At 47.4% G+C, this 24,735-nt stretch carries 21 protein-coding genes and 1 CRISPR repeat array (1 of these 22 running past the window's edge); of the genes, 14 read left to right on the top strand and 7 right to left on the bottom strand.

The window, feature by feature from the left end:
- Positions 1 to 18 precede the first annotated feature (18 nt).
- Both K9W43_05490 and K9W43_05485 read left to right on the top strand, forming a co-directional pair.
- Entirely contained in the window at positions 19 to 879 is an 861-nt protein-coding gene (locus K9W43_05490) for a hypothetical protein (protein ID MCF2136680.1), read from the top strand.
- 16 nt (positions 880 to 895) lie between these two features.
- Positions 896 to 1,849 (top strand): hypothetical protein, encoded by a 954-nt coding sequence (locus K9W43_05485; protein ID MCF2136679.1) that lies wholly within the window; start codon positions 896 to 898, stop codon positions 1,847 to 1,849.
- Positions 1,850 to 1,852: 3 nt separating this feature from the next.
- On the opposite strand, the gene K9W43_05480 is transcribed toward K9W43_05485, so the two are convergent.
- A complete protein-coding gene (locus tag K9W43_05480) occupies positions 1,853 to 2,989 on the bottom strand; it encodes a DHH family phosphoesterase (GenBank protein MCF2136678.1) in 1,137 nt (378 codons plus the stop codon).
- Between the two features lie 62 nt (positions 2,990 to 3,051).
- On the opposite strand from K9W43_05480, the gene K9W43_05475 reads away from it, so the two are divergent.
- Positions 3,052 to 4,938, top strand: a complete 1,887-nt coding sequence (locus K9W43_05475) for an indolepyruvate ferredoxin oxidoreductase subunit alpha (protein MCF2136677.1) — start codon at positions 3,052 to 3,054, stop codon at positions 4,936 to 4,938.
- 3 nt (positions 4,939 to 4,941) lie between these two features.
- Positions 4,942 to 5,541, top strand: a complete 600-nt coding sequence (locus K9W43_05470) for a 2-oxoacid:acceptor oxidoreductase family protein (protein ID MCF2136676.1) — start codon at positions 4,942 to 4,944, stop codon at positions 5,539 to 5,541.
- Positions 5,542 to 5,561: 20 nt separating this feature from the next.
- Here the strand turns inward: K9W43_05470 and K9W43_05465 are convergent, their stop codons facing one another.
- The gene (locus K9W43_05465; protein ID MCF2136675.1) at positions 5,562 to 7,865 is read right to left on the bottom strand and encodes a GTP-binding protein; all 2,304 of its coding nucleotides are present in this window, start codon (positions 7,863 to 7,865) and stop codon (positions 5,562 to 5,564) included.
- 159 nt (positions 7,866 to 8,024) lie between these two features.
- Here K9W43_05465 and K9W43_05460 point away from each other — a divergent pair, with 159 nt between their 5' ends.
- The gene (locus K9W43_05460) at positions 8,025 to 8,810 is read left to right on the top strand and encodes an ABC transporter ATP-binding protein (GenBank protein MCF2136674.1); all 786 of its coding nucleotides are present in this window, start codon (positions 8,025 to 8,027) and stop codon (positions 8,808 to 8,810) included.
- On the opposite strand, the gene K9W43_05455 is transcribed toward K9W43_05460, so the two are convergent.
- Positions 8,807 to 9,640, bottom strand: coding sequence for an ABC transporter permease (locus tag K9W43_05455; protein MCF2136673.1), 834 nt, complete (start codon positions 9,638 to 9,640; stop codon positions 8,807 to 8,809). The two genes, K9W43_05460 and K9W43_05455, sit on opposite strands and share 4 nt — an antisense overlap.
- Positions 9,641 to 9,684: 44 nt before the next feature.
- Positions 9,685 to 10,665 (bottom strand): ABC transporter substrate-binding protein, encoded by a 981-nt coding sequence (locus K9W43_05450; protein MCF2136672.1) that lies wholly within the window; start codon positions 10,663 to 10,665, stop codon positions 9,685 to 9,687.
- A gap of 126 nt (positions 10,666 to 10,791) precedes the next feature.
- Between K9W43_05450 and K9W43_05445 the strand changes: the two genes are divergently transcribed.
- The gene (locus K9W43_05445) at positions 10,792 to 11,166 is read left to right on the top strand and encodes a hypothetical protein (GenBank protein ID MCF2136671.1); all 375 of its coding nucleotides are present in this window, start codon (positions 10,792 to 10,794) and stop codon (positions 11,164 to 11,166) included.
- A gap of 30 nt (positions 11,167 to 11,196) precedes the next feature.
- Complete coding sequence (locus tag K9W43_05440) at positions 11,197 to 11,775, top strand: hypothetical protein (protein MCF2136670.1); 579 nt, start codon at positions 11,197 to 11,199, stop codon at positions 11,773 to 11,775.
- 20 nt (positions 11,776 to 11,795) lie between these two features.
- Here K9W43_05440 and K9W43_05435 read toward each other — a convergent pair whose 3' ends face one another.
- The gene (locus tag K9W43_05435) at positions 11,796 to 12,638 is read right to left on the bottom strand and encodes a DUF362 domain-containing protein (GenBank protein MCF2136669.1); all 843 of its coding nucleotides are present in this window, start codon (positions 12,636 to 12,638) and stop codon (positions 11,796 to 11,798) included.
- A gap of 76 nt (positions 12,639 to 12,714) precedes the next feature.
- Between K9W43_05435 and K9W43_05430 the strand changes: the two genes are divergently transcribed.
- Positions 12,715 to 13,914, top strand: a complete 1,200-nt coding sequence (locus K9W43_05430) for a right-handed parallel beta-helix repeat-containing protein (GenBank protein MCF2136668.1) — start codon at positions 12,715 to 12,717, stop codon at positions 13,912 to 13,914.
- Positions 13,915 to 14,062: 148 nt separating this feature from the next.
- Positions 14,063 to 14,704: a hypothetical protein gene (locus tag K9W43_05425; GenBank protein ID MCF2136667.1), complete on the top strand. Its 642-nt coding sequence runs from the start codon at positions 14,063 to 14,065 to the stop codon at positions 14,702 to 14,704.
- A 76-nt stretch (positions 14,705 to 14,780) separates the two neighbouring features.
- Here K9W43_05425 and K9W43_05420 read toward each other — a convergent pair whose 3' ends face one another.
- Positions 14,781 to 15,431: a PHP domain-containing protein gene (locus tag K9W43_05420; GenBank protein MCF2136666.1), complete on the bottom strand. Its 651-nt coding sequence runs from the start codon at positions 15,429 to 15,431 to the stop codon at positions 14,781 to 14,783.
- Positions 15,432 to 15,531: 100 nt separating this feature from the next.
- Here K9W43_05420 and K9W43_05415 point away from each other — a divergent pair, with 100 nt between their 5' ends.
- The 5 genes from K9W43_05415 (at position 15,532) to K9W43_05395 (ending at position 22,257) form a co-directional block, all read left to right on the top strand.
- Positions 15,532 to 16,431, top strand: coding sequence for a hypothetical protein (locus tag K9W43_05415; GenBank protein ID MCF2136665.1), 900 nt, complete (start codon positions 15,532 to 15,534; stop codon positions 16,429 to 16,431).
- Between the two features lie 51 nt (positions 16,432 to 16,482).
- Complete coding sequence (locus K9W43_05410; GenBank protein MCF2136664.1) at positions 16,483 to 17,403, top strand: hypothetical protein; 921 nt, start codon at positions 16,483 to 16,485, stop codon at positions 17,401 to 17,403.
- Positions 17,404 to 17,407: 4 nt separating this feature from the next.
- Positions 17,408 to 18,037 carry a winged helix-turn-helix domain-containing protein gene (locus K9W43_05405; protein MCF2136663.1) on the top strand — a complete coding sequence of 210 codons (630 nt, stop codon included), beginning with the start codon at positions 17,408 to 17,410 and terminating at the stop codon, positions 18,035 to 18,037.
- Positions 18,038 to 18,042: 5 nt separating this feature from the next.
- Positions 18,043 to 18,810: a hypothetical protein gene (locus K9W43_05400; GenBank protein ID MCF2136662.1), complete on the top strand. Its 768-nt coding sequence runs from the start codon at positions 18,043 to 18,045 to the stop codon at positions 18,808 to 18,810.
- Positions 18,811 to 18,966: 156 nt separating this feature from the next.
- Positions 18,967 to 22,257 (top strand): GNAT family N-acetyltransferase, encoded by a 3,291-nt coding sequence (locus K9W43_05395; GenBank protein ID MCF2136661.1) that lies wholly within the window; start codon positions 18,967 to 18,969, stop codon positions 22,255 to 22,257.
- 36 nt (positions 22,258 to 22,293) lie between these two features.
- Here K9W43_05395 and K9W43_05390 read toward each other — a convergent pair whose 3' ends face one another.
- On the bottom strand, positions 22,294 to 23,652 hold the full coding sequence (locus tag K9W43_05390; GenBank protein ID MCF2136660.1) for a tetratricopeptide repeat protein: 1,359 nt from the start codon (positions 23,650 to 23,652) through the stop codon (positions 22,294 to 22,296).
- A 311-nt stretch (positions 23,653 to 23,963) separates the two neighbouring features.
- Positions 23,964 to 24,735: direct repeats of the CRISPR family, unit length 29 nt; unit sequence GTTTCAGAAGAACGTAGTCGTGTTGAAAC; it runs 3,802 nt beyond the window's last position.

The following is a 24,735-nucleotide window of genomic DNA, read 5'->3' as shown; positions in this document are numbered from 1 at the left end:
TTTGCAGAGATACTAGGTGTGAATCCACAAGCCAAGAGATATAAAATTCTCTTCACGCTTGGAAAGGCCAACCACCCACTCACGTTCAATGAATTAGGAGATTTTGTAGGGATCCGCCATGATACTCCCGGAAGAAGGACTTCGTTATACAAGATATTATTGGATCTACAGAGGGAGGGCGTGATTCAGGTCATCCGTGAACCGGACAGCACATTGTACTACACTAATGATGTATATGTACGCGCACTGATATCCCGACTAAAAGCAAACAAGCTCAATGAACTTAAACTCCAAAAACGCGAACAAGAGGCCAGAAAAAGACTTCTCGAAGAACTTACACAAGAAGATATGCAAAAAACGTCCGCATTTTTCATAACCCGCTTATTAAGACAAGAACAACCACCTACGTCATCATTCTCTAGAGGTGGAAATCAACTCATCAAGCTTCTTCATGAAAAACTTGTCAATCGCATACGAAAAGGGGATATAATAAGGGTGTCTGTGAGGTGGGGAGAGAAAGGCTTCTTTAAAGAAGACGGCGTTACAATGAAGATGCTGAAACGCCTATTAGTACGTGGCGCGTTCGTAAAGGTACTTGGACCGGATAAAAAATTAATAGATCGCGCCAGTTACGAGGTGACGAGAAGGCTCTACAAATTAATGAAGGTGACATCAGATAACGTAGAGATACGTCTACGCTCAAAAACCGAGAAGACCTATGAGGCATTTTTGAAGAACAGTGACATAGGAATCTTGGTCATCAGTTACTATCCTGAACCGATGGTACAGTATATTCCTCACGAAGCAAACCCCAAATTGCTGGAGGATATGACAACTAGTTTCGATAGTGAGTTCGCAGAAGCGACACCAATGATCTGAAGAGGGGACATACGTTATGAGGAAAAAAGAGATGGAGAGAGTCATTGCGGCAATGGACATCGATACCGAATCAATAGAGATGCAGACATTAGGTGTTGTGAAATGTTTCGACGGTGCCATTTCCATAGCACCAACAATTGGGGCCATCCACGAGTTAGTAAGAAAAAAGAGCCGCGTGTCTAAAAATTGGGTCTACAAGACATTATCAGAACTCGAGGCTGAGGGATATCTGGTCACAGACAAGATACGACGACCACATCTCTACCTCACTTCGAATGAGATGATATGTCGTGCTCTTAATGCCCGAAGATTGAGAGCCATCAAGGCAATTGAAGACGATATCAAAACAATAGATCGTAAAATTGAGATACTTGAAACAACAGACTTGACTGACTTTTACAATCTGATGACGCATAAGGAAGATGAAAACGGACTATCCCAGGACCCGGCCATTATAGAGGGCGCAGAAAATGTGGAGATGAGCGCGTCCCAAGCAATATTTGCAGCTGCCCAAGAAGGGGACATCATCAGATCACTAACGCCTCTACGTATTCTCGATAAAGGTCTCGTGAACACGGGGAAGTTGGAACTGGAGATGGCAAAAGCTCTGGCAAGGGGCGCAATTGTCAAATCATTGTTCATTCCAACGACCGATGATTTGAGTGAGATTGATGAGGCAAGTAATTTTTTCCGAATGAAACACAAAGAGATGTTAGAACATACACGTAATAATAGAATAATAACACGGATATTTCCTAGACCTCACAGCACCTATCGTTTCATTACTCTTAACAGCGAGCGAATTGCAATGTTCATGACAAATGTAGCAAGACCCGAGCTTGTTCTAATCTCAACCAACAAAGGGACACCAAGACTGATCAAGGATGCACTTCTAACGTGGCATAGATTGTGGGATCAATCTATAGATTCGAACGAACAGGTCGCTGCATCTTTAGAAAAGGCCGTTTGATCACTAGCTGGATGCTGCTGATTCCTGAGGCCCCTCAACAATCCAGTCCTTATTGCTGGAGAGCGTTGCAAAGATGTCATCACAGACAGCCTCAAAATCGTCATACATACCGTAGTCACCACCAGCAGCGAAAGGATGACCTCCACCATTGAAGAGCTTGGCTGCTGCATCACAGAGAACCTGCTCAGTCCCTCGTCGAAAGCCTAGTTTACCACCTTGCCCTATTGTGACCAATAAATCAGCAACTGGAATTTTGGTATCTCCAACCGTCAGATTGTTCGGGTCGGCCAGGTATGTCCCGAGGTCTGTAGAGGTAACACCAGTGGGCATCTCTACAATGCGTACAAGATAGCCATGTATCCTAAGATCACAGTGACCAGAGAGAGCCTTACGCATTCGCTTGGTCTTCTCCTTACGGTAGTGATGAACACGTTGCTCAAGCAGATCGTCTTTGAATCGTTGTCGCTCAGCATCCCATAATCCGGCAAGACCTTCCTCGGCCAATGCCTTGACTAACGGAAAGAGGCCAGAGGTTATGTCCTCTCTTTTGTCAAGAGCCTGAAATCGTATTATTGAGACCGCATCGGTCAGAGCGTTGGCAGCCTCGATCTCGCGCAGGTTGAAGTCGGTATCGTGAGCGATCACCGAAAGTTCTTCGGAGATCTTGTCATGTGGCATAAGGACTTTGAATGCGATTTCTGCAGCGCAATAATCATGGTTGATCTTGAGAACAGGCTTGTTACCCAGACCAAGAACGGATCGGATCGATTGCTCTGGCCACCTATGATGATCAAGCCAGACAACACGGCAGCCTCGTGATACGGCCTTTGACAGATTTGCGATAACACCATTTCGAGAAGAATTATCTAGACCAAGATCGGTCACTATTATCAGCGTGTCACGGAGCTCGGCAGTCTTTGAGAAGGCCTTGTCAAAAGAACCATAATCCGTGAGCGTGAAATCATGGGTCAATCCTTTCTTCTTGGCATACCTCCAGACAATGGCCGCAGAAGCAATACCATCAACGTCTTTATCGTGAGAGATAGAAAAGCACGAACTGATCTTTGAAGATCGTGCCGACTCAGAGTCATTCATTGCATAGTATTGACGAGAGGAGGAGTATATTTCTGTTTCTTTCACGTAAAGCAGAACTCGAAAGTGTTTTGAGAGAGGCTGAATGACATCAAACAGAGCTGAAAGAAATGGTTCAGGATGATGGTCGAAGGATTCTCATGAGCGGCAATGAGGCCATAGCCCGAGGCGCGGTTGAGGCAGGAGTGGGCGTATGCGTTTCATATCCGGGTACGCCATCCACAGAGATCACGACCACATTGATGAAGTGGTCTCGTGAGACCGGAATGTATGTGGAATGGGGCGTCAATGAGAAGGTCGCATTGGAGACCGCCGCAGCCGCGAGCTGGGTTGGAATCCCTGCAATCTGCCCGATGAAATCACTCGGTCTAAATGTGGCGGCCGATTTTCTTCTCAACCTCAATCTATCAGGCACAGGAAAAGGTGGCCTTGTCATCGTTGTCTGTGATGATCCGAGAGGACACAGTTCTAGTAATGAACAGGACTCGCGGTTCTATGCAAAGGCGGCGAAGATTCCTCTGATAGAACCTGCCACAGCACAGCAGGCCAAAGATCTCATCCCATATGCGATATCGCTCTCCCAGAGAGAACAGATTCCCGTCATGATAAGAAGCACTACGAGATTGAGCCACACGCAAGCAATCGTCACCTTAGGAAACATTCCAGAGCGGACTATAGCACTGGAGGAGAGAATACCAGAGGGCCTATTCAATGTCCCGTGGCCGCATCATCGAGACCGCGACCTACAGGAGACCCTGAAACGTGTCGGAAAAGAGTTTGATCAATCCTCATGGAATAGAGTGCTTCTCGATTCGGATGATCCCAGATTAACAGTCCTATCATCGGGGGTTGGCCAACTTTACGCCAATGAGGCAATACAGCGAATAGGATCTGACAGGAGGATCAGACATGTGGGAGTGGTCACGACACATCCCTTACCAGAAACGCTGATCAAGAAAACGATCGCTGAAACAGAAGAGATGATGCTCTTTGTTGAAGAAGTGGACCCGTTCCTCGAGGATGGTATCACGAGCATGGCAACTGAGATACCACCATTGACAATGACGTTTCATGGAAAACATGATGGATTAGTCCCTTCGTGGGGCGAGCTGTCCATAGATATTGTACTTCATGCGCTTCAAGATGTGCTTCAACTGCCACGTCCGAAAAAAACACCAAGAGAAGACATACTGACAAAGGCCTTAAAGATCCTGATTCCTCGCCCACTAACGTTCTGTGCAGGATGCACTCACAGGAACGTATACTGGGCCTTAAGAAAAGTAAAGCAACGCCTTAATGGGCGACTTGTCGTCACGGGCGACATCGGGTGCTATTCTCTAGGTGTGTTTTACAATAGGACAATGGACACGATGCAAGCAATGGGTTCAGGAATCGGAACGGCCAATGGGCTCGGGCAACTGCATCGTTTTGGATACTCTGCAAGAGTGGCGACTATTGCTGGAGACTCTACATTCTTTCATGCATGCTTACCGGGACTTGTGAATGCGCGTCATACAGATGCGGATGTCATGTTCATTATTGTGGACAACAAGACTACTGCAATGACCGGATTCCAACCACACCCTGGAGTGGAAGGCGGAAACGCCCACCAGAAAGCCGTCAGTATTAGGCGAGTTGTAGAAGCGATAAAACCAGATGCCATCGCTTCGGTAGATGGCGAGAACATTCCAGAACTCATAGACACATTCCATTCAATGATAACCAAGATCGGTCTCAAAGTGGTCATTGTGAAAAGCTCGTGTCGGCTAGAAGAACAAAGACGTGATCCGGCCATCTATCAACAAAAGCCAAGGATCGTAATCCGAAAGGATCGCTGTAAAGGAAATCAATGCGGCATATGTGTCAGGCAATACTCCTGTGTGGCACTTGGATGGGATAGCGAGCAGAGAGTTCCTGTGGTGCTTGAAGATCAATGTGTTCGCTGCGGGGCCTGTATAGATGTCTGCCCATATGAGGCAATCCAGAGGGAGGAATAAGAGGTGGACGAACAACCGTTTAATATTGTCATCACTGGTGTTGGGGGCCAAGGGAATCTTGTGACCAGCAGAGTGCTCGCCAGAGCAGCTATCGCAGATGGTCTCAGCCCCACAATTGGACAGACGTTTGGTGCTTCGCAGAGAGGAGGGGCTGTCACCACTCATATCAGATTAGCGGACCAACAGGTCGCGCCCTTAGTTCCCAAGGGGGCGCTCCATGTCCTGCTTGGATTAGAGCCACTTGAGGGCCTTCGAGCAGCCATTGATTTTGCAGGAGCCAACACGATTGCGATAGTTTCGGATCTAAAAGTTGACACATTGGATACTCTTGCAGGAACTATCAAATATCCAGAGCTGGACGACATCTTCTCCCATCTTGCGGGAATATGTGGAACGACCTATAGAGTGCCAATACAGACAAACGACCTTGCAAGTAGATCTCTCAACGCCTATCTTGTGGGAATAATGGTCGGTCTTGAGGTTCAACCCATCTCTCAGAGATCTATCAGACAGAGCTACGAGTCAATGGGTAAAAGGACTACTGAGAATCTCAATGCCTTTGCAACTGGCATAGATGCCGTCAAAGACCTACGACCAATCTGAGAGATCATGAGCGTGCGTAATCATTTGCTGTTATTGGTCTCGCGCCACATTAACTCGGCAAGGACTGTAAACATGTCGGCTACACCCTCACCAGTCTTGGCACTGCTCTCCATATACACAAACCCTTGATCCTCAGCCCATTTCTTGGCCTCTTCTGCGCTGACCATTCTATCAGGCAGGTCGATCTTGTTACCGACAACAACCATTGGCACTCTCGAGCCAACTGATTCGTCAGCCTCTTTGACCCATTTTTCCAGTTCGGTGAACGAACGACGACGAGTGACATCAAAGACCAAAATCACACCAGCGGCACCACTGTAGTACATCTTCCGTACTGCTGCAAATCGCGCCTGTCCTGCCACGTCCCAGGCCTGTATCTTGATACCAACAGCATACTCTGACTCGGGTGGGAAGATATGAGTCAGCTTGACGGCAAACTGAGAACCAATAGTGGTCTTGTAATCGCGTTCGAACGAACCTGTCACATAACGATTGACGAGGGTAGTCTTACCAACTGCACCCTCACCAATGATCATGACCTTAAACAAGAAACTATACGCATCGGGGGCGGCCTTGGGTGGAGGAGGCTTGGGTGGCCGATTTCGGATCTCCGCGACAAGTGCGCTCTCATTAGAGACTGGAGGCGGTGCCTCTGTGACCTCAGCTTCTGTAGCAGTTGCGGTCTCAGCAGAGGCGGGTTCACCCTCGATCATCCGTTTCACATCATCAAGGGCAGCCTGTGCATCAGTACTCGCATCGCCAAAGAGCTGGTCCAAGAGCTGCTCGGCCTGTCGTACTGCATCTTCTGTTGTACCTGAGGCCTGTGCCTCAATCTCTTGACGATCCGCCTCGGTAAGTGGTTTGAAGCCAGTTCCACCGACAGAAGAGAAGAGAGGGGATGCCTCATCGCTAGCTGATGACTCTTCAACTCCGTCCAATGTGACGGCTGGTGCTTCAGCTGGTGCAGCAGTCACGGTACCAGCCTCAGCAAGGACCGCGGTCTCAGGAGTGGTCACTTGTCGGACACCTCCCGATTCATCGGTCCACATCAGAACAATTGGACGAATGACAATGGTTCCCTCTTCACGAGGCAGAATATCAATCTCAATAGTCTTCGATTCGTGAGGGCCAATGTCCAATCGAATCTGCTGAGGTGAAACTTCCATCATCTCTTTCGGGAACCAGTAGAGCTTCCCAGTGACTCCGGCGACTGGTTGATCGGTCACATTTAGTACGGTAAGTGTTCCAAGTAGGCCTGTTCCAGACTCGGCTTTGGGCTTGACTTGAAAACGTGGAATGAGATGGTAGAGTCCCTCGACAATCTTGAGAGGACCATTTGAAATGCCCACAAGCACTTCTAGTCGGTCATCACCGCCTGCATCTCCAACCGCAAGCGAGAGGATCTTTGAACCAATTTCAACAGTTGCGATCTTTTTCAATTCAGCCATATACAGATTGTAATAGTCGATCTTGTAATCAGAAGTGGCAATAACGATCTCGTCCATATGATCCGCATTCAACTCAGCAATCCGGATCGAGAGAGCATTTGCATTTTCAAGTTTGGAGAAGAGTTCTAATTTATTCTCTTCATTTCTATAGACACGGATCGAGCCATCATGTGTGACTACACCCAACTCCATCTTTCGGTCACCAAGAAGGTCACCGGCAGCAATTGAGATGACTGGACTGGGCAGCTCGATCACATCGATCTCTTGTATTGAAGAATCAACAACCTTCAACACATGAAGCGTCTTGTCACGGTTTCCAATGACGATCTCTTCATGTTCGTCACCAACAACATCACAGGTCCCGATTGTCAGAGGCATATCTCGTAGCTGATGATTGATAAACTCGGTAAGATTGTTGTCAGGATCCATCTGCAAGACACGGAGCGTCGAATCACTGCCACCAGCAAGAATCTCGTTCTTATTATCGCCGGTCACGTCGGTGATCGTGAGCGTAGTCACAAATCTGTCAATAGGATACGCTCCTAACAGTTCGAAGGTACCCGAGGGGGAGTATCGATAGACTTGCAGTGTCTCTCCAGATCCCGGACTCTCGCCGGGAGAGAGACTCCGTGCAACGATTATCTCCATTTGACCATCGTTATTGGCATCAGCAATCCGAACCGCAAGAATGCTACCACCAAGATCGGCCTGTGCTAAGAGATGGATCTCGCTCTGGTTCGCATCATACAATTTCAGAACCCCATCCCGACCTCCGGTAAGAAGTTCTGGGCGTCCGGATGACGTGACATCACCTACGGCAATTGCGCTCGTATTCGTATCATCCTCAATTTCTAACAACACGCGTGGTTGTACCAATGTTCATTCCTTCTGTGCCAATTTAACGACAGTAAATTTCGTCCAACAATACTGGTACGTAGTACATACCGTAAGTGGTATCCTTTTGTACTTTTGTAGGTTGTCAAGTCCGATGACAAATAAGATAGTATATAACCCAAACGGTTTGAAATAAAACCCATGAAAGAGAGACCAAAACTCTCGGTTAGAAACGTGGTCAAGGCATACAATGGGGATGATGACCGCGTATTGGTCTTGGACGACCTGTCGTTTGATGTCCAAGAGGGAGAATTCCTAAGTATCCTTGGTCCGTCAGGTTGTGGTAAGACCACATTATTAAAAATAATTGCTGGACTGCTCAAGCCCGATTCTGGAGAGGTGCTCATTGATGACACGCAGGTAGAAATGGGCCATAGTCGAGTGGGCTATATATTCCAACAAGAGAGCCTATTTCCATGGCGAACTGTGAGAGAGAACATCGAGTTCGGTCTGGAGATCAAAGGGGTCCCTGAGGTTGAGCGCCACAGACTATCGGATCAGATGATAGACCTGATTCGAATGAGAGGGCTTGAGAATAACTACCCGCACGAGATCTCGGGCGGACAGGCGAGAAAGACAGAGATGGCACGAAGCCTCATAACTAAACCTGACATTCTTGTTTCAGATGAGGGGCTCTCCAACCTAGATGCTCAGACGAGAAATTACCTTCAAGAAGAGTTTCTGCGTATCTGGAAAGAGACTGGATCTACCGTCTTGTTCGTGTCACATAATGTCGATGAGGCCGTCTTTATGTCGGATAGAATCTTGCTCTTGAGCAACACTCCAGCTAGAATCATTGGCGAATATCAGGTGGACCTACCGCGACCACGGATACGAGCCAGCACAGTGTGTCTCGAATATCGCGCAAGGATTCTTGACATGCTCAGAGTCGAGCAGGAAAAAGCTCTTGCACGGCAGGGTGCTTAGATGGCAATCTCACGACGCCATTTCATTGTGTTACGCTCGATAATCAGAAAGAGATAGCTGATCAGAAAACCAATGAACCCGATCACCAGCATAGCAGAAATGGTCTCGCCGGTACGACCAAGCTGTTCTGTGATGATCACGAGATACCCAAGTCCAAGTCCCCCACCAATCATCTCAGCAGCCACAAGACACATCCACCCTATGCCAAAACCTAATCGAAGACCCGCAAAGATCTCGGGCGCTGCTGAGGGCAAGACGATCTTGGTCAGGATCTGGTTCTCCGAGGCACCAAACGAATGTGCCACATCAAGATGAACCGGTTCAGTTCGTTTCACACCAGTAGTCGTATTGAGAAGTATCGGAAAGAAGGCGCCGATCCAGATAATGAATATCTGTGCACCCATAATGTTCGTCCGGAATATGAGGATTGAGAGCGGAATCCATGCAATTGGCGGAATGGGGCGAATTGCTTCTATCACGGGCCCCAAGACTGCATCGACGATCTTGTAGCGGCCAGTAGCAATGCCCAGGGGAATGCCAGTGACAATGGCAGCGACAAACCCGAGGGTCACCCGAAAGAGGCTCATAGCGGTATGTTCTGTAAGAGTACGGCCATCAGTATCTCCGTGAACAACGAGTTTCACAAAGGCATAACCAATGTCTAACAGAGTGATACCTTGTGCAATGTAGGCAACGATCTGCCAGATCGCCAATAAAATAAAAATTGGGATGAGACCCTTGAGAAGGACATCACGCAACGTCATTGCCTTGAGACGTGCCAACATCCCATGTTTGGGTCTCGTATCGGTTTGATCTTCTGTCTGCGCCATTCCACTCGACCTATTGCTAGCACAAGCGGCTTTTGTTTCTACCGTTAGGCGCTCTCGATAAATGTTGTATTGATGAAGCGGTCAAGGAACGGACCGACCTGACTTAACTCCATAGTGACCAAGTTCTGATTGATCAAAAATTCCAGATATCGTTGAATACCTGTACGATTGACATTGTAGTCGTATATGATCCGATTGAACGCGGTTTCGACAGGGGTGGAGTCCATACCAAGCCAGTCTATTGCAATCTGAAGAGCCTCAGTGGGGTTGGCAACAATCCACTGTTCAGCCCTCTTGTGAATCTCGATGACCTTCTGCACGATGTCAGGATGATCCCGCAGAAATGTGTTGGATGAAGCAACAACACAGCAGGGATGTTTCGGCCAGATCTCACCAGACAACTTGAGAGGTACGGCCTCACCATTATATTCAGCAAGAGAGGGGAATGGCTCCCACACAATGAAGGCAGGCTTTTCAGTACTGAGAGAGATTGCCATGTCTTGCGGGCGAGCGGTCTCAAGCGAAACATCGTTGACGGTCAATCCGGATTGATTCAATGCCAGTCGCAATAGAAAGTTCTGAACCGTTGATGGTCCCGGCTGAAGTATTATCTTCCCAGCTAGATCAGCGACCTTCGTCACACGACCTGCATCGTATTCGGTCTTTGAAACCATAAGAGCAGAACCCTCAAGATTGACGGCTGCAAGAATTGTGATATTGATCCCTTGCGCTATTGATTTTGTCAAGGCAGGAGCCGCACCCAGATAACCCATATCGATCTGGCCAGCCAGAAAGCCGTCCATCTCATACGCTCCATTTGCAAATTGGGCAAGCTCGATTCGTAGTCCGGCCTCTTCAAACCAACCTTTCTCCACAGCAACACGCAGGGCAAGCTGGTGGAGGTCTTGGGAGAGATAGCCGATTCGTACGTCCGGAGGGGTGATGGGGTTCCAAATCGCGACAAGAGCGACTGAAGCCACAACTATGATTGCAACGCTAAAGGCTAATGTCTTTTTACGATCCATGCGGGGGCCTCCAGTATTATCTATCTAGTTTCAAGAACAGTATATTAACGGTAAGATAGTGACACTATGTTTACTTGCCTGTAGAAAACGCCAAGTTGATTAACACTTGTGCAATGAAAATGAGACATGTCCCTCCAAGAGAGAGTCCCAGAACAATTGCGCGTGAGTGATGCAATAGTCTCAATCACGATGAAAGACGAGGTCGAAGTCTTTCCGACAAGTGAATATGTACTCCTTGAGATCTCACCCACTGCGGGACGGATCAACATTGGTAAGATTGCAGCGACGGTTCATAATCTGGTCAAAAACGATCATCGCATGGTCGCCATCCGAGGCTATGGTTTCAAGGGTGTTGGACTGGCAGTCCGTGTGGCCCACGAGATCAAGAAGCGCGAGGGGCGTTTTATCTACCAGATGGCCTTTGATACCTTTGATGCAGAGGACCCTGAAGGAAAACCATTCACAAGTATTCAGATTGTTGTCATGCCACCCATAGAGTAAGATCGTTCGAGAGGCAATGAGGCTTAGGTGATGACGGAATATGGTACGTCGCAGAGCATCATTAAATGCACTCTCTCTAAACTGAAATTCCCAGAGGCGTGCCCAGTCTGCATGGACGAGCCATATGATCTTATTCCGATCACCGTGCTTGAGAACGAACATGGTACAGACGGGGATGACTCAACTGCTGCAGTCTATTCCTATGGTACAGGCGTAGATGAAGCAAGCCCGGGCCTGCGATCATCTGTCCTGTTTTGGATTCCGGCGTGCGCCATTCATGCGCACATTAGAACTATGAAGAAGAGATTTGTTGGAGTGCTAGGATTTTTTATTCTGTTTTATCCAGCTCTGTTCTTCATTCTTGCAATCATTCGTGATGTTCGTTACGGGGGACCTCTGTTGTCAGATACCGTTCTGCTCATTTTGATGTGTGGTATTATGATCGGCCTGCTGCTCTTCGGCTTCCTTCCGAGAGGCCTTGAACGAGCAATCATCTTTGTGAGAATCAATCGTGGCAAAGATACAGTCATGCTCCGTATTCGGAATGACGACTATAGAAGACAATTCTTGGAACTCAATGAGATGCATGCAAGAATAATCTCAACATAGATGAACTGCGCAGTGGCCGGTCAAGGGACTACACGTATGTCCTCGTTAGTTGATACACCAAGACCAACCTCCACACCGTGTCGTATCTGCGGGAGCTCCCATACTGGCATATCAAGCCGGTTCTTTGCATCATATCGCTGAAGCAGACGCACACCTACAACATCAACAGCCAAGATGTTCGTCCCAGCAATGATCACACCGGGCTCCTCTATCTGTCCATTGAACGGCCCGCCTGTGACAAAGACACGCCGCGCATCCATGACAATGAGATGCGGAGAGAATAATGTAGCGAGATCGGCAATCTTTACCTCCAGACCTCGGGCATGCATCTTCAATCGATCACGAGGCCGAATGCCTCCCATCATGAGCTTCATCGCGCCAGTATACCGTGCAAACTTGTGAGTCTTGAGGCATGGCACCAAGACCAGCTTTTCGCTCTTTAGGAGCTCTTCTCCAACATGCACCTCTGTGAGATCAGTCCCCCGTGGAATCTCAGTCCGGATCCAGTTCCCCTCATCGAGAAATTCCACGTCGGCCCCAAGAGCTTGCGCCACATCAAGGAGGCCTGTCTTCATGGCGACCTTGCGTGTACTTGTACTAATCATTGCAGACTCGACAATACGCAGCTTGGAGGCTCCGGCTTCTAGGAACACTTCTCCAAGAGCCTGAATAAATGCCGAATCACTTGAGGCGGGATAAGGATCAGCACTATTTAGATTCGGCTTGAGCGAGATAGTGTCCCCAGAATGTACGAACGAATCAATACCGCCGAGCGGGGCAAGAGCATTTCGAATGCTCTCTTTCAGATCCGGAGAGGCGTCGACCTGAGAGATGGTCACAGGAAGAGATGATTCATAGGCCATATCTCATACCTTTGCAACCAAAAGGTATAGGTCTTGCGCAAAGGCAATTAAGGGGAAAGTATCTAATCTACTCATTATGAGGAGGACAGAGTACCTGTACAAGGGCCTGATAGCAGTAGCACTTGTGATAGTAATTATGGGGATGACCTGCACTCCACATGAACAAGAGAGAATAGATCGTCAGATGGTATCACAGACAGCCTTAAGCGCGACAGATCCGATTCTCATCAATGGTAATTCGGACCTACAGATTTTCCCTGGGTATGGTACTGAAGCGCACCCATTCCTGATACAACACTACAACATCCAAGGTAGTACATTTGGAATCTCATTGCAAAACACTACAGAACATGTCCTTATCCGGAACTGCTATCTTAACGGAGGGACCGAAGCAAGTATCAAGATAATAAATAGTATTAATGTGGTCATCAGAAACTGTGTAATCATCAATGCAACATCAGGAATTTCACTGGACAATTCCGAAGACATCAAAATCACTGTAAATAATATTTCACTCTGCAATACGGGAATAAGTATCAGTAACACCGTCAACTTCACCGTTGAAGAGAACAGAGTCTATCAGCACCAGATTGGAGTATCTGCAACCAATACATCCAACGGAATAATTCTGGGAAACACAATATTTGGCAATAGTCAGGCTGGAATAACATTAAACACGAACACGGAACACATTCAGACATTCTCAAACACATTTGGATGGAATGGCCCTCAAGATACATCTGGCTGCGGGTGGAATGCCGTAGATGGAGGAACTGAGAATCTGTGGGATAACAATGTTAGTACTGGTAATATGTGGAACGATTATTCTGGAATTGGCGACTATTCTATAAGAGGCCCGTCTAACAGTAGAGATCGATTCCCTACACTATTGACGGATGACAAAAGACCCCACATAATTCGAACCGAATTTTTTGGTAATATCTCTATCAGATACGATCAGAAGCCACCCATCTTAAAATGGAAAGCACATGACGAGTTTCCGAACAAGTACTATGTGACAATCAACGGAGTCAACGCTATCGAGCAATATTGGGATAATGGATTGATCTCATTTGCCCCTGAAAACTTGAGGATTGGAATTAATATAATAGTAGTACAGGTACAAGACTGCGCTGGGAACACCGCTAGTAGTACAGTTCAAGTGACACTCGCTCGTATAGGTTTAGTTGATGATCCGGGCATCATCATTTTCTCTTCGTTCATTAGCGTAGTGGGCGTCGCGCTATTGATCATTGGAGTGAAGAAGCTATTTTGAATGCAAGCAGCAGCAGCAGTAGTAGTAGTAGTAATAATATCAGGCGAAGGCGAGAAGCGCTCAAGAGGAGCTGAAGAAACTTTATATCTTATTGCATATAGTTATAATGATTTGAGACCTCCAATAACATGAAAAAGAAGGCCATCAGTTGAACACAACCGACACGAAACAACGAATCATCAAATGCAAACTGTCAAGGATGCAGTTCCCAGAGAAGTGTCCGGTCTGCCTCACCTCGGCAAATGATCGATTCGAAATAAAAGTCAATGAAAAAGAAGTCCATGGCGAGGTCTATTTTAGCCGGTACGCATCAATTTACACAAAACCAACAGGTATCCCATATTCTCCGTCTGGCTCATCTACATCAATTGTTCTAAGGATCCCCGTCTGTGAAGATCATACAAGCAAGAGGACATTTGGTACTGCATTGACAGGAGTCATTGGATTCTTTCTTTTCTTCTATCCCTTGCTCTTCTCATTGTTATGCATAAGCAGAGACCTTCGCTATGGCGGCAATCTCGTTCTAGACACGTTTGTATTTCTCACCTTTGCTGGAATAACTTCCGCATTGCTATTGTATGGATTCTTTCCAAGGAGCATTGAACGAGCGATCTTCATTGAGAGAGCGAATCGCGGAGAGGACCTTATCTTCTTGCGGATCTCTAATGAAGAGTATCTTGAGATGTTCATGGAACTCAACCAGATGTATGCAAAAATCATCACTAAGGAAGAATTCGAAGAGAACGACCACGGAGGCCCAGCAACGGCAACAGCTCCATCAAAGCTGTAATGACCTCAGTGAACTCGCCAACAAAGTCACGACCGTCTTGAGAGAACTGTATCGTGAACGGATATCAACATCAGAGTTAGATATCAAGGAGAGGCAGATCCAGTGCCTGGGCTAATGCACGCTGATCATCAAGATCTCCAACAGTACTTGCATGATGTGAGTCGCTTCCAAGAGTAAAGACACAACCATAATCACGAGCCATAATGAAAAAGTCCTCGTGCTCTGACACATAGCGGGAACTCAATTCAACTGCCACACCATAGTCTGCAAGAGCCTTTGCAACAATGTCACCATCCTCAGGCCGATATGAAGAGAGGTACCCATCCCAATGACCAACAATATGAAACGAGTTCAATCGTAAGGCACGTAGCATAATAGAGGCCCATTGTGTTGAGTCACAGTAGTAATGAAGTGAACCAATCACGATGTCAAACTGATCAAGACCACCAGCCACGGAGGCAAAAGTGCCATCGGACTGAATATCAACTTCAGCACCATCAAGAACACGCAGCTTGGGATATTGAGATGCAGCTTGTTCAATGGCGGTGCGACGCTCCTCGATGATCTCAACGCCACCTTTTATCCCACCAAGAGAGGGCCAGAAGTGATCGGTGATTGCTAAGACATCAAGATGCACTTGAGCTGCCCTGCCAATTACCTCCTCCACTGTGCTAGAACCGTCGGAGAAAGTAGTATGTGTATGAAGATCTTGTTTGAGAGTTTGCATCAGCGAGTCATCACCAGACGGGAATGCATAAGGTTTAAATAGATTTGATATGGTACAATGTTTGACAAACGTCAAACGTTTAACAATCATGGTGAATGAAATGTCCGTAGACATCAAGACGATCTTCGAGGATATGAAGACCAGCATAGGATTAGCACGCCAAAATGTCCTAAGTTATTTCTTAGCGACCCTCGGAATGCTAGTCTTGATGGGAACGATCATTGCCGCAGTAGCAATCCCCTTTGCAACATTCTTTGTCGGATTCAATGCTGCGCAATGGAGAGCCGTTGGAACAAACCTTGCATCAATGACAAGCCAGCCACTAGTGATGGCGATTGCTGCGGTTCTGATTCTTCTTCCACTAGGTACTCTAAATGTAATGCTAGTCGGATCGATTTTTGGAATGAGCAAGGAAATCATTGATGCGGATGACACGCACGCCGAAACAGCGTTCTCCACGTTTCGTCACAAGGGCCTATCACTTGGTGGTGCGGGATTGATTATGACCACGATCATTGTGTTGCCACAAGTACTGGTATTCGGAATTATTGGCACATTGATCGGGATGCCAATCACTGGTCTTGCAAGCTCAATACTCTCTATCTTCTCATTTGTTTGGACCTTTATAACACTGGGACTGCTCCTAATGGTCATCCCAGGAGTTCTGAAGAACAAGAGCGTGCAAGAGGCAGTCATTGACTCGGTCAATCTGGCACGTGCACATCCAGACAGAGTGTTCGGCCTTCTGGCAGGGTTCACTGTGCTCCTCATTATCTCAGCGATCCCTGCCATTATTATGGGAGCCGCGCCTGCTGGCGGGTGGACATTCACAGCCTCCGATCCGCTCCGTGTCGGTCTAACAGTCTGGCTCGGAGTGACAGGTCTCGCATGGGTCCTTCTCTTGTTCCCAATGGCAACAATTGCCATCACCAGAGTGTACTACTACATGACAGAAGGTTCGATTCCAATCCATGAGCAAGAGTCGATCCCAATAGTGTAGAAAACAACAGGTTGAGGGACATATTCCCTCGACCACCATCACGGTGATAACATGAGTTCAAAAAATGCAAGTTTCAAGACGCTCCTTGAAGACGTGAAGATTGGGTTTAAGTTTGCATTAAGGAACTTCATCTCATTCTTTCTTGGAGCAATTGGAGTCATACTGCTCTCACTGGTTTTGCTAGGAGTGATCATTGCAATAGGCATGGGTATCTTCTTCATATGGGCTGGAAATATCCAAGAGTTCGTGATGTGGATCATTCAGACATCTACAGAGATGAACAATACTACAGGAATGATAATAGTAGGAGCCATCATATTCGTAATTCTGCCAATTCTGCTGCCGGTATTCATTGCAGGGGGCGCAATGTTTGGCATGGGTCGCGAAGTCATTGAGAGCAATGGCACGACAGCAGAGGGGGTCTTCAGATGGTACAAATCAAAGTTTCTCACCCTCGCCGCTGGCGGAACCTTGGCCTTCCTGATTGTAGCAGGGCCACTAATCGTCCTTATGACCATCATGGGGATGTTCTCCGGGGGTGTCATAATTGATGGCCCACTGATCCTATTATCGGTGGTCTCGACGATCTGGCTGCTCGTCAGCACAGGAATGCTGACAATGCTATTCCCTGCGATAATTGATGGGCAATCGGCCGTACAAGCCCTGCGAACAAGCCTACGTTATGGTACAAAATACTTTGACCGGGTCTTTAGTACTTGGTTTGCCTTTGTCATCATCAATGTGGTCTTAATGCTACCAATGCTTGTTCTAAATCCCGTGATACTAGTTGGGACGGGGTATGTATCTGTAATAATAAGCTACGGGGTCATCTATGGTCTTATACTGGTCTTTGTCTTCTTCCCAGCAGTGACGATCACACTCAATCGAGTCTATCTAATTCTTAGTGGAGAGAATGACTGGCCCATAGACACTATAGATGCAAGCGATATTGAGGTTGTTGGGGGGATATGATTTGGTGAAAAACGAGGATACTGTACCAGCAATGAAAGACCTTGCAATCATTAGTGACCCAAAGGCGATCAAGGTCCTGATGGAGCCAACACGATCACGAATTCTCTTCAAGTACTTGGTAAATGGAGCAATGACGGTCAAACAGCTTGCAGACGCACTTGGAAAGAATCCGGGCACCATTCTACACCACATTGAAAAACTGAAGAAGGCAGGACTTGTCGTCCAAGAGCGCACAGAACAGACAGTGACAGGAATTGTTCAGAGATACTATCGCGCAACAGCAAGAGAGTACAGACTTGGACTCAGCGAACTGATGCAAGCCGATGAGGGCGTGGCGAAATTTGCAGAGGGCCGACTCAAATCCATGGTCCGCGCGTTATCGGTCTATGGGATCAGGATTAAAGAAGAGGAGATAGATCAGGCGGTGAATCTATTGAGAGAACTACTTGATCAGGAGAATGATGTGAGCGGGAATGTACCCATTGTGGATGAGGCCGCGTACCACAAGCTTCCTGAATCAGTAAGACGTGATGCATCACGACTGTTTCGGAAATTTATCCTTGAGGAGGACCCGCAATACCGCTCATTGAGAAACAAATGGCACAAATTCATGAGATCGCATAAGGAGAGATAAACGGATTGAACGAATATGAGAGAAATAATACAATGATAGGATGCATCATTGCAGTGATCATCATCAGTGCGGCGCTGGTAGGGATAATTGCGTATAATGGCACAATAGGAGAGGTGTACATCGGCAACGATGACTGGAACAGAACAACCAAATTTACATTCCGGAACACCGATCCAAGTCCACCAGATACAGTCGCATTGAATATCAACCTCAAGTTAGGGCTGGTCAATATCTCTTTCACCGACGACCCAGCCTTAATTGCACAGGTTGTTATGGAAGTACCAGTTGAGGCAGTTGCGGAATATGGGGCTCCCATGGTGGCCTTTTCGGATACAGCAGTGACGCTGACGTATCAGGTGGCGCATGTACGTGTACTCCTCGGGAGTACCTCAGCATACAAATTCAATGTGAACGTTACCACCGGAGCAATCAATGCCACTATGAATTCGTATTCGCATATTGGCGACATGAACCTATCCACTACATCAGGAGCCCTCTATCTCTCAATTGAAAATAATGCAAACTTTGTGGGAAATACCTCACTAAAGATGACTGCTGTCAGTGGGGCGGTCTACTTGAATATCACCAAACCACCTTCTGTAGGAATGATCTTCACAGGAGTAGTGACTACAGGAAATATGAATGTGAGCACAGCAACATGGACGAAGGTCTCGCAGAACGTCTATCATTCTAACGACTATAGTTCGTCATCACAGTCGGTAACAATCACAGCAACAGTAGCAACAGGTTCTATCAAAGCAGTACTACAATAGATTATGACCAGCACGCCAAGAGGGCCCTACACGCCGGGCGCCTCTCTCTCTTTTTCTATACAATAACACGAAACGTAACATCCTTGCCGCGTAATCCAACAGCCTTTTATCGAAACACTAGAGAGTGAAAAGAGCCTTCTTCTAATGGTGATCAAAATGGCCGAGAAATACACTAGAGATAAAATTCGCGATTTTGTAATGACTATAGACGATGCGGCTAAATTGGCTGATTGTTTCAACTCATTTGATGACTCAGACTCATGGCCAGGCGGGTTCACGGGAGGTATACAAGTAACAGCCCAGAGCGTCCTAGAACGAAAAGAGAAATCGGACGATATTCGCACCATTGTAGCCATTGATGGTGACAAGATAGTAGGACACTGCAACTTGTGTCACGCGGAACTAGACCGAGAAGGAGCATATGTGGGGCTACTTGGCGTCAGACCAGACTATCAGGGGAAAGGGTACGGAAAGGCGATGCTCATTGCAGCAACGGAGACTGCTGCACAGCATGGCAAACGCAGAATCGATCTTCACACATGGGGGGGCAATCTGAAGGCCATGCCTCTCTACAAGAGGATCGGATTCAACTGGGTGCCTGATACACGTGTCCTGATGGAGTCGTATATTCCTTGTATCATCACTACACCACTCTTCGAAGAATTTTTCCAACGGCATTATTGGTACGAGAGTATAAGACCAACGATCAATCAGGTCCCAGATGAATATTCACGAAACGGAATCGGAGTCTATGAGTATCACTTTGAGGGAAATAACGGGGACAGATTGGATGTCACCATTGACAGATATGCAAAAGGAATCTGCGGGTTTGTTCTCACGATCGATGGCAAGACGATCGAGGCCACGGTCATGCCAGAATCCCAGATCGGATACATTGCCGTAGGCACTACACCAGTACGATTACACATTAAGAACAAGACCGAGGAGAATATCCAAGCTTCTGTAGTCGTGAGGCCAAGTGAAAAACTGAGAGCACTGATCGAAGGACCAACTCAGGTCAATATCGGTATTGGAGAGGAGACAGAGATCATTGGAGGGTATGAGATTCTGCCCTCAGCCAAGCCACATTCAGTGTCTGAACCATATGTGAAAGTCAAGACATGGGCACAGTGGACGCTCCGAATCGAAGACAAGTCTGTAGACATGTTTAGTGGCATTATTCCGAAAGATGCGGTCACATTTTCAACAGGACCGGATTATCCTTCCGTTAGCCCGGGTGAGAGAGCTGAGATCGAGATACAACTCGAAAACAATACCCCTGAACAGATCAAGGGAAGAGTCGTACTCGCCGGGAATGGAGGCCATAACTTGAGCTGGCATTTGTTTGAGTTTGAGATCGGGCCAAAGGACACGATCATGAAACAATTGGAGGTGGAGACCTCAACAGAAGACACGAACTCTGTGATCTCCATCGACACCGCAATTTACATCCAAAAAGAAGACTCTGTAAGAATCAAAGATACGGCAATATCAGTTGTCGTTCTTGGAACACAGGGGGCTGTAGTCTACGAGTCATGTTCGACTCGGGCAGTACTTGAAACAGAACAGTATAGACTTGAGTTTGGAAAGGGGCCACTCCCATATGTAGAGACCATTGAGTACAAGACGGTCGATCGTATTGCAACGGGGTGGATGTTGACGCCTCAGATCGGATATCCATTCCCAGAAGGGGGTGAATGGCTAAATAGAGAATATCACCCCATATACAACAATCATGGAGACACAGCCGAGATCATCTTCGAGGGGGACTCAAAGGACAGGCCGGGCCTTCGGGTTCAGTTCGTCTACCGGGCTCATGCTGGAAGTGGCGAGCTTGAGTTCATTGTCAGATTAGAAAATCTTGGTGTGGAGCCTATTGAAAATCTCGGGCTAAATGTGGAGAACTGGGCAAGCCTACAACTCACGAAGTTGTATGTTCCACTCAATGGGAAGATCTACAGCCTCAGTGACTCTTATTGGGGGAAGGGCGGGCAACTGCCGGACAAGCCACAATATTATCACGAGGACTGGTTTGTAGCCACTGATGAGGAGGCAGGTTACCTCTTAGGTGCGATCTGGGAACATGAAGGGATTGTTCGGATCAAGCCACAACGTAGCGTCAGACCGCCTCAGACGGAATACAAGTTCCGTGATCTTCAACCTGGAGAGTCTATAGAACAGAGAGTCATCAGACTCTATTTCACAACAGGCACATGGCGGGACATTCGCGATAGGTGGGCAAAGCTCAATGGCAAGACCATCGCAAATGAAGACCCCATCAAACCACATTCGTCACTTGAGGTGACCTTTGCAGCTTCAACTGGTTGGATTCAGAACATGTCCCCGGCGCTGACTGCGGTTGACAGGGCGGTAAAGGATTGGCTGAAGTTACAAGTGAGTGTGATTCAAAAGGATCCGATAAGTGCGACTGCACACATCAGACCACCGGCGGGAATCCTTTTCAACGGAGAGAGAGAACTGACATTCAAGTTTGAAGCATCCATTGATCAGCCGTTTGAAAAGGAGATAGAGACCACCGTTGAGGATGGACCATGGCTTCGAGAGGATGGCGAAATTGTCATCGAGTTTCCCAACCGGATAGCACGGTTCCCTCTTAGAACCGTCTGCTATGATTCGACCGACAAGATCCAACGATCACGGGAAGAGTATCAAGAACTATCACTTCATACGATAAGGAGTGGAGGATACCGACTCTCGGTCTCACCCGAACAGGCGGGAGGCCTAGTGGCATATGGCCCTGAGAATGGCCCTAGTGTGTTCTATGACACGTTCCCTGAGCTGAGACCATTTGCATGGCTTGATATCCTATACAGTGGAATGACACCCTTTGTTGCAGGCCATCATATTTGGGACTGGCAGACCAGCCTACGACGAGAAACATGGAGTGTGGAAGAAATCGAGCGTGGACCACTTGTGGGCTACAGAATCATGACCACGCTCAGGCATGCCGAAAATGTGCAGGGAGTCCATCTATCCTACGACTACCTGTTACTAAAGGGAACACCACTAGTAAATGTGATCATGACCATTGAGAATCGAGGTAAACGATGGAGAATCTGCGAGGCGGGATTAGTTGGCGTACCCGCAAGTGGAGTCAATGAGAGTGATCGGCTTCACTTTGTCAGACTGGGCCAGAGAACGATCTACGAACCCACACCTAATGGGGTCCATTTGATCCCCGATGCGAGTTCCGGATGGTTTGCATTCGAACGTCCAAATGGAGAAGTCCTCTGTGTCGCTTCCACATGCAAGACCAGAGGCAATATCATAGTCAATCACACTGGAGAAGCGGGGCATTTCCTCATGCTGAGCGACAAGTTTAGACTCAGATCAGGTCAGAAGGCTAAACGCAGCTGGTGGCTCCTCCACGGAACTAAAATCGATAATGCGATCCTGATCAAAGACATGACTGAGCCACGGAGTTAGCAACACGAACAGAGCAAGATAGCCAGCCAGCCAGCGTCAATCAAGACGTTTCATGCGAGCAAGACACTCTGCTGCACGAACGGAGTTTCCGGCCGCCTTGTAGAAATCACGAGCGATCTGAAGAGTACGACGCACCTCATCAGTGCGACCAAGATGCTCCAATACCTGTGCTCGATAAAAGAGGATATCAGGGTTAGACGGATTCGCAGCAAAGGCAGTATCAAAATCCTTGAGCGCGTCGTCCCATCGGGACATGGCAAGAAGAAGAAGACCTCGAAGTCGCGCCAGTTCTTCATCATGAGGATTGAGTGCAAGAGCAGTATTATAATATTCCAGAGCCCCTTCCGAATCATTGAGCAATATACGAATCTGAGCGTTTCGCAACCAGCCCTCGACCAGTTCGGGATCTGCATGAATTGCCTTCTGGTAGGCATCTGATGCCAGCTGAAACTTGTCCATCGCTCTGTGAACGTCGCCCTTCTTAATCCAGAGATGGGGATCATCGGGCTTGAGAGCGAGAGCGCGCTCATAGAGCTCTAGCGCATCCGGAAATTCATGATTATGAAAATAGGCATCGGCAAGAGCTGCAACTAGTTGGTGATTATCAGGGTGTGCTTTCACACCCGGGGTCAGAATCTTTATCGCATCAGGATATTGCCCCTCTGAGATGTAGGTCTCACCAAGACGAAGCACAGCACGCGCGCACATTCTGTTTTGCTCAAGCGCACGATTGAACATGGCAATGGCACCAAGTACGTTACCCTCGGCTCGGAGAAGTTCACCTTTGACCACTATTGCCAGATCATAAGTGGGTTGAAGAGATAGTGCCAGCTCGATGTTCTTTCGGCTGTTCGCAAAATCGCTCATTTCTAAATAGGCCATGGCCAAATAGACCAAAGCGGTCACATTTTCCGGATCGATAGAGAGAGCACTTCCAAAACAACTGATGGCATCTTTGGGCTCGCCACCAAGAAGATAGGAGAGTCCCATGTGGATCCATGCTGATAACATCGTGCTATCAAGACCCAAGACCACCTCGTAGAGAACTATAGCTCGACCAAAATCACCTTCACGTAGATGAACATTAGCAAGGCGAAAGAGCAATCGAGGCAATCGCTCGTCATGCTTAATCGCTTCAAGAGCCTGATGCAGCTCGGTCTCGAGATCGGCCAGCTCTCGTCGTACCGGAGAAAATACTGCTACTGATCGAATATCATCTATAGTGATCTCTTCCTCCACCCCAATGCGTTCCAGCTTTTCGCTGACAGTAGTTAGTAGTGTTTCGGCCTCCATCACACATGTCCCCGTAGTGTAGAGAAGAAACCGACATATGAATCTTGGGGAGCGTGAACGTTTGTGACCGTCCGCGACCCATTGCTGTTTCCTTTTGACCATACTATGCTCCTACACACAACGATCTGCGTTTGGATAATTCACCTACTCACTACCTGTACTGGTGCCACCACCTTCGCTCCTGCCTGTGACTATCTATAGACACTTGCCTTCGACCAAATCGGGTCTTGATCATATCTCCTTCGACCCGGAATTCCTGAAATTCGCATCTCTTGACTCGCCACCTCTTACACCACCATCCCAGCGTGCACGGCTTTTATAAGGATCGTGCACTACTGCCAGTCCGGCAAACACTCTCCACAGAAAAGACTTATGAGCGCTTTTTCCCCTGTTTTTCGTGTATTATACGAAGAGTTTCAGAAGAACGTAGTCGTGTTGAAACCAATCAGAGATAATCCCCATCGGACCAAGTATTCGCAAGGTTTCAGAAGAACGTAGTCGTGTTGAAACTCGTGTTTCATGACTGAGATCGGTTCCTACAATACTCGTTTCAGAAGAACGTAGTCGTGTTGAAACTCAGTATCTGATCATGCCAACACAGCCCAAATCCCAAAGTTTCAGAAGAACGTAGTCGTGTTGAAACATGTCCACCGCACAAGTCGTAAGGTTCACGTAGTCGTGTGCGTTTCAGAAGAACGTAGTCGTGTTGAAACAAAAAAAAGGCGTGTTGAAGAATGACCAGTAGTACCAAGCGTAGTCCGAGTCGGTTTCAGAAGAACGTAGTCGTGTTGAAACCTCTCGCGCATAGTCTCGTGCAGATTCAATCAAAAAGGGCTCGTTTCAGAAGAACGTAGTCGTGTTGAAACACATCACCCTAGGGTACCCTTATCTTCTCGACGCCTTTAAGAATGTTTCAGAAGAACGTAGTCGTGTTGAAACAAGATGTGTCATCAACGACCTCGACAAGATGATTTCCTGTTTCAGAAGAACGTAGTCGTGTTGAAACCCTATTCCTGCCTCTCCAAGCAAGAGGACGTTCTCCGGTTTCAGAAGAACGTAGTCGTGTTGAAACTACCGCATCTCGGATCTGTGGTTCAAAACAGATCGAGAGTTTCAGAAGAACGTAGTCGTGTTGAAACTGAATCGTGCAATATCAGTCATTTGTAACACCTCATGTTTCAGAAG

Source organism: Candidatus Thorarchaeota archaeon, from assembly GCA_021498125.1.
Classification (GTDB): Archaea; Asgardarchaeota; Thorarchaeia; order Thorarchaeales; family Thorarchaeaceae; genus B65-G9.
Note: the sequence above shows the minus strand (reverse complement) of the source record. Positions and strands in the feature narration are given on the sequence as shown.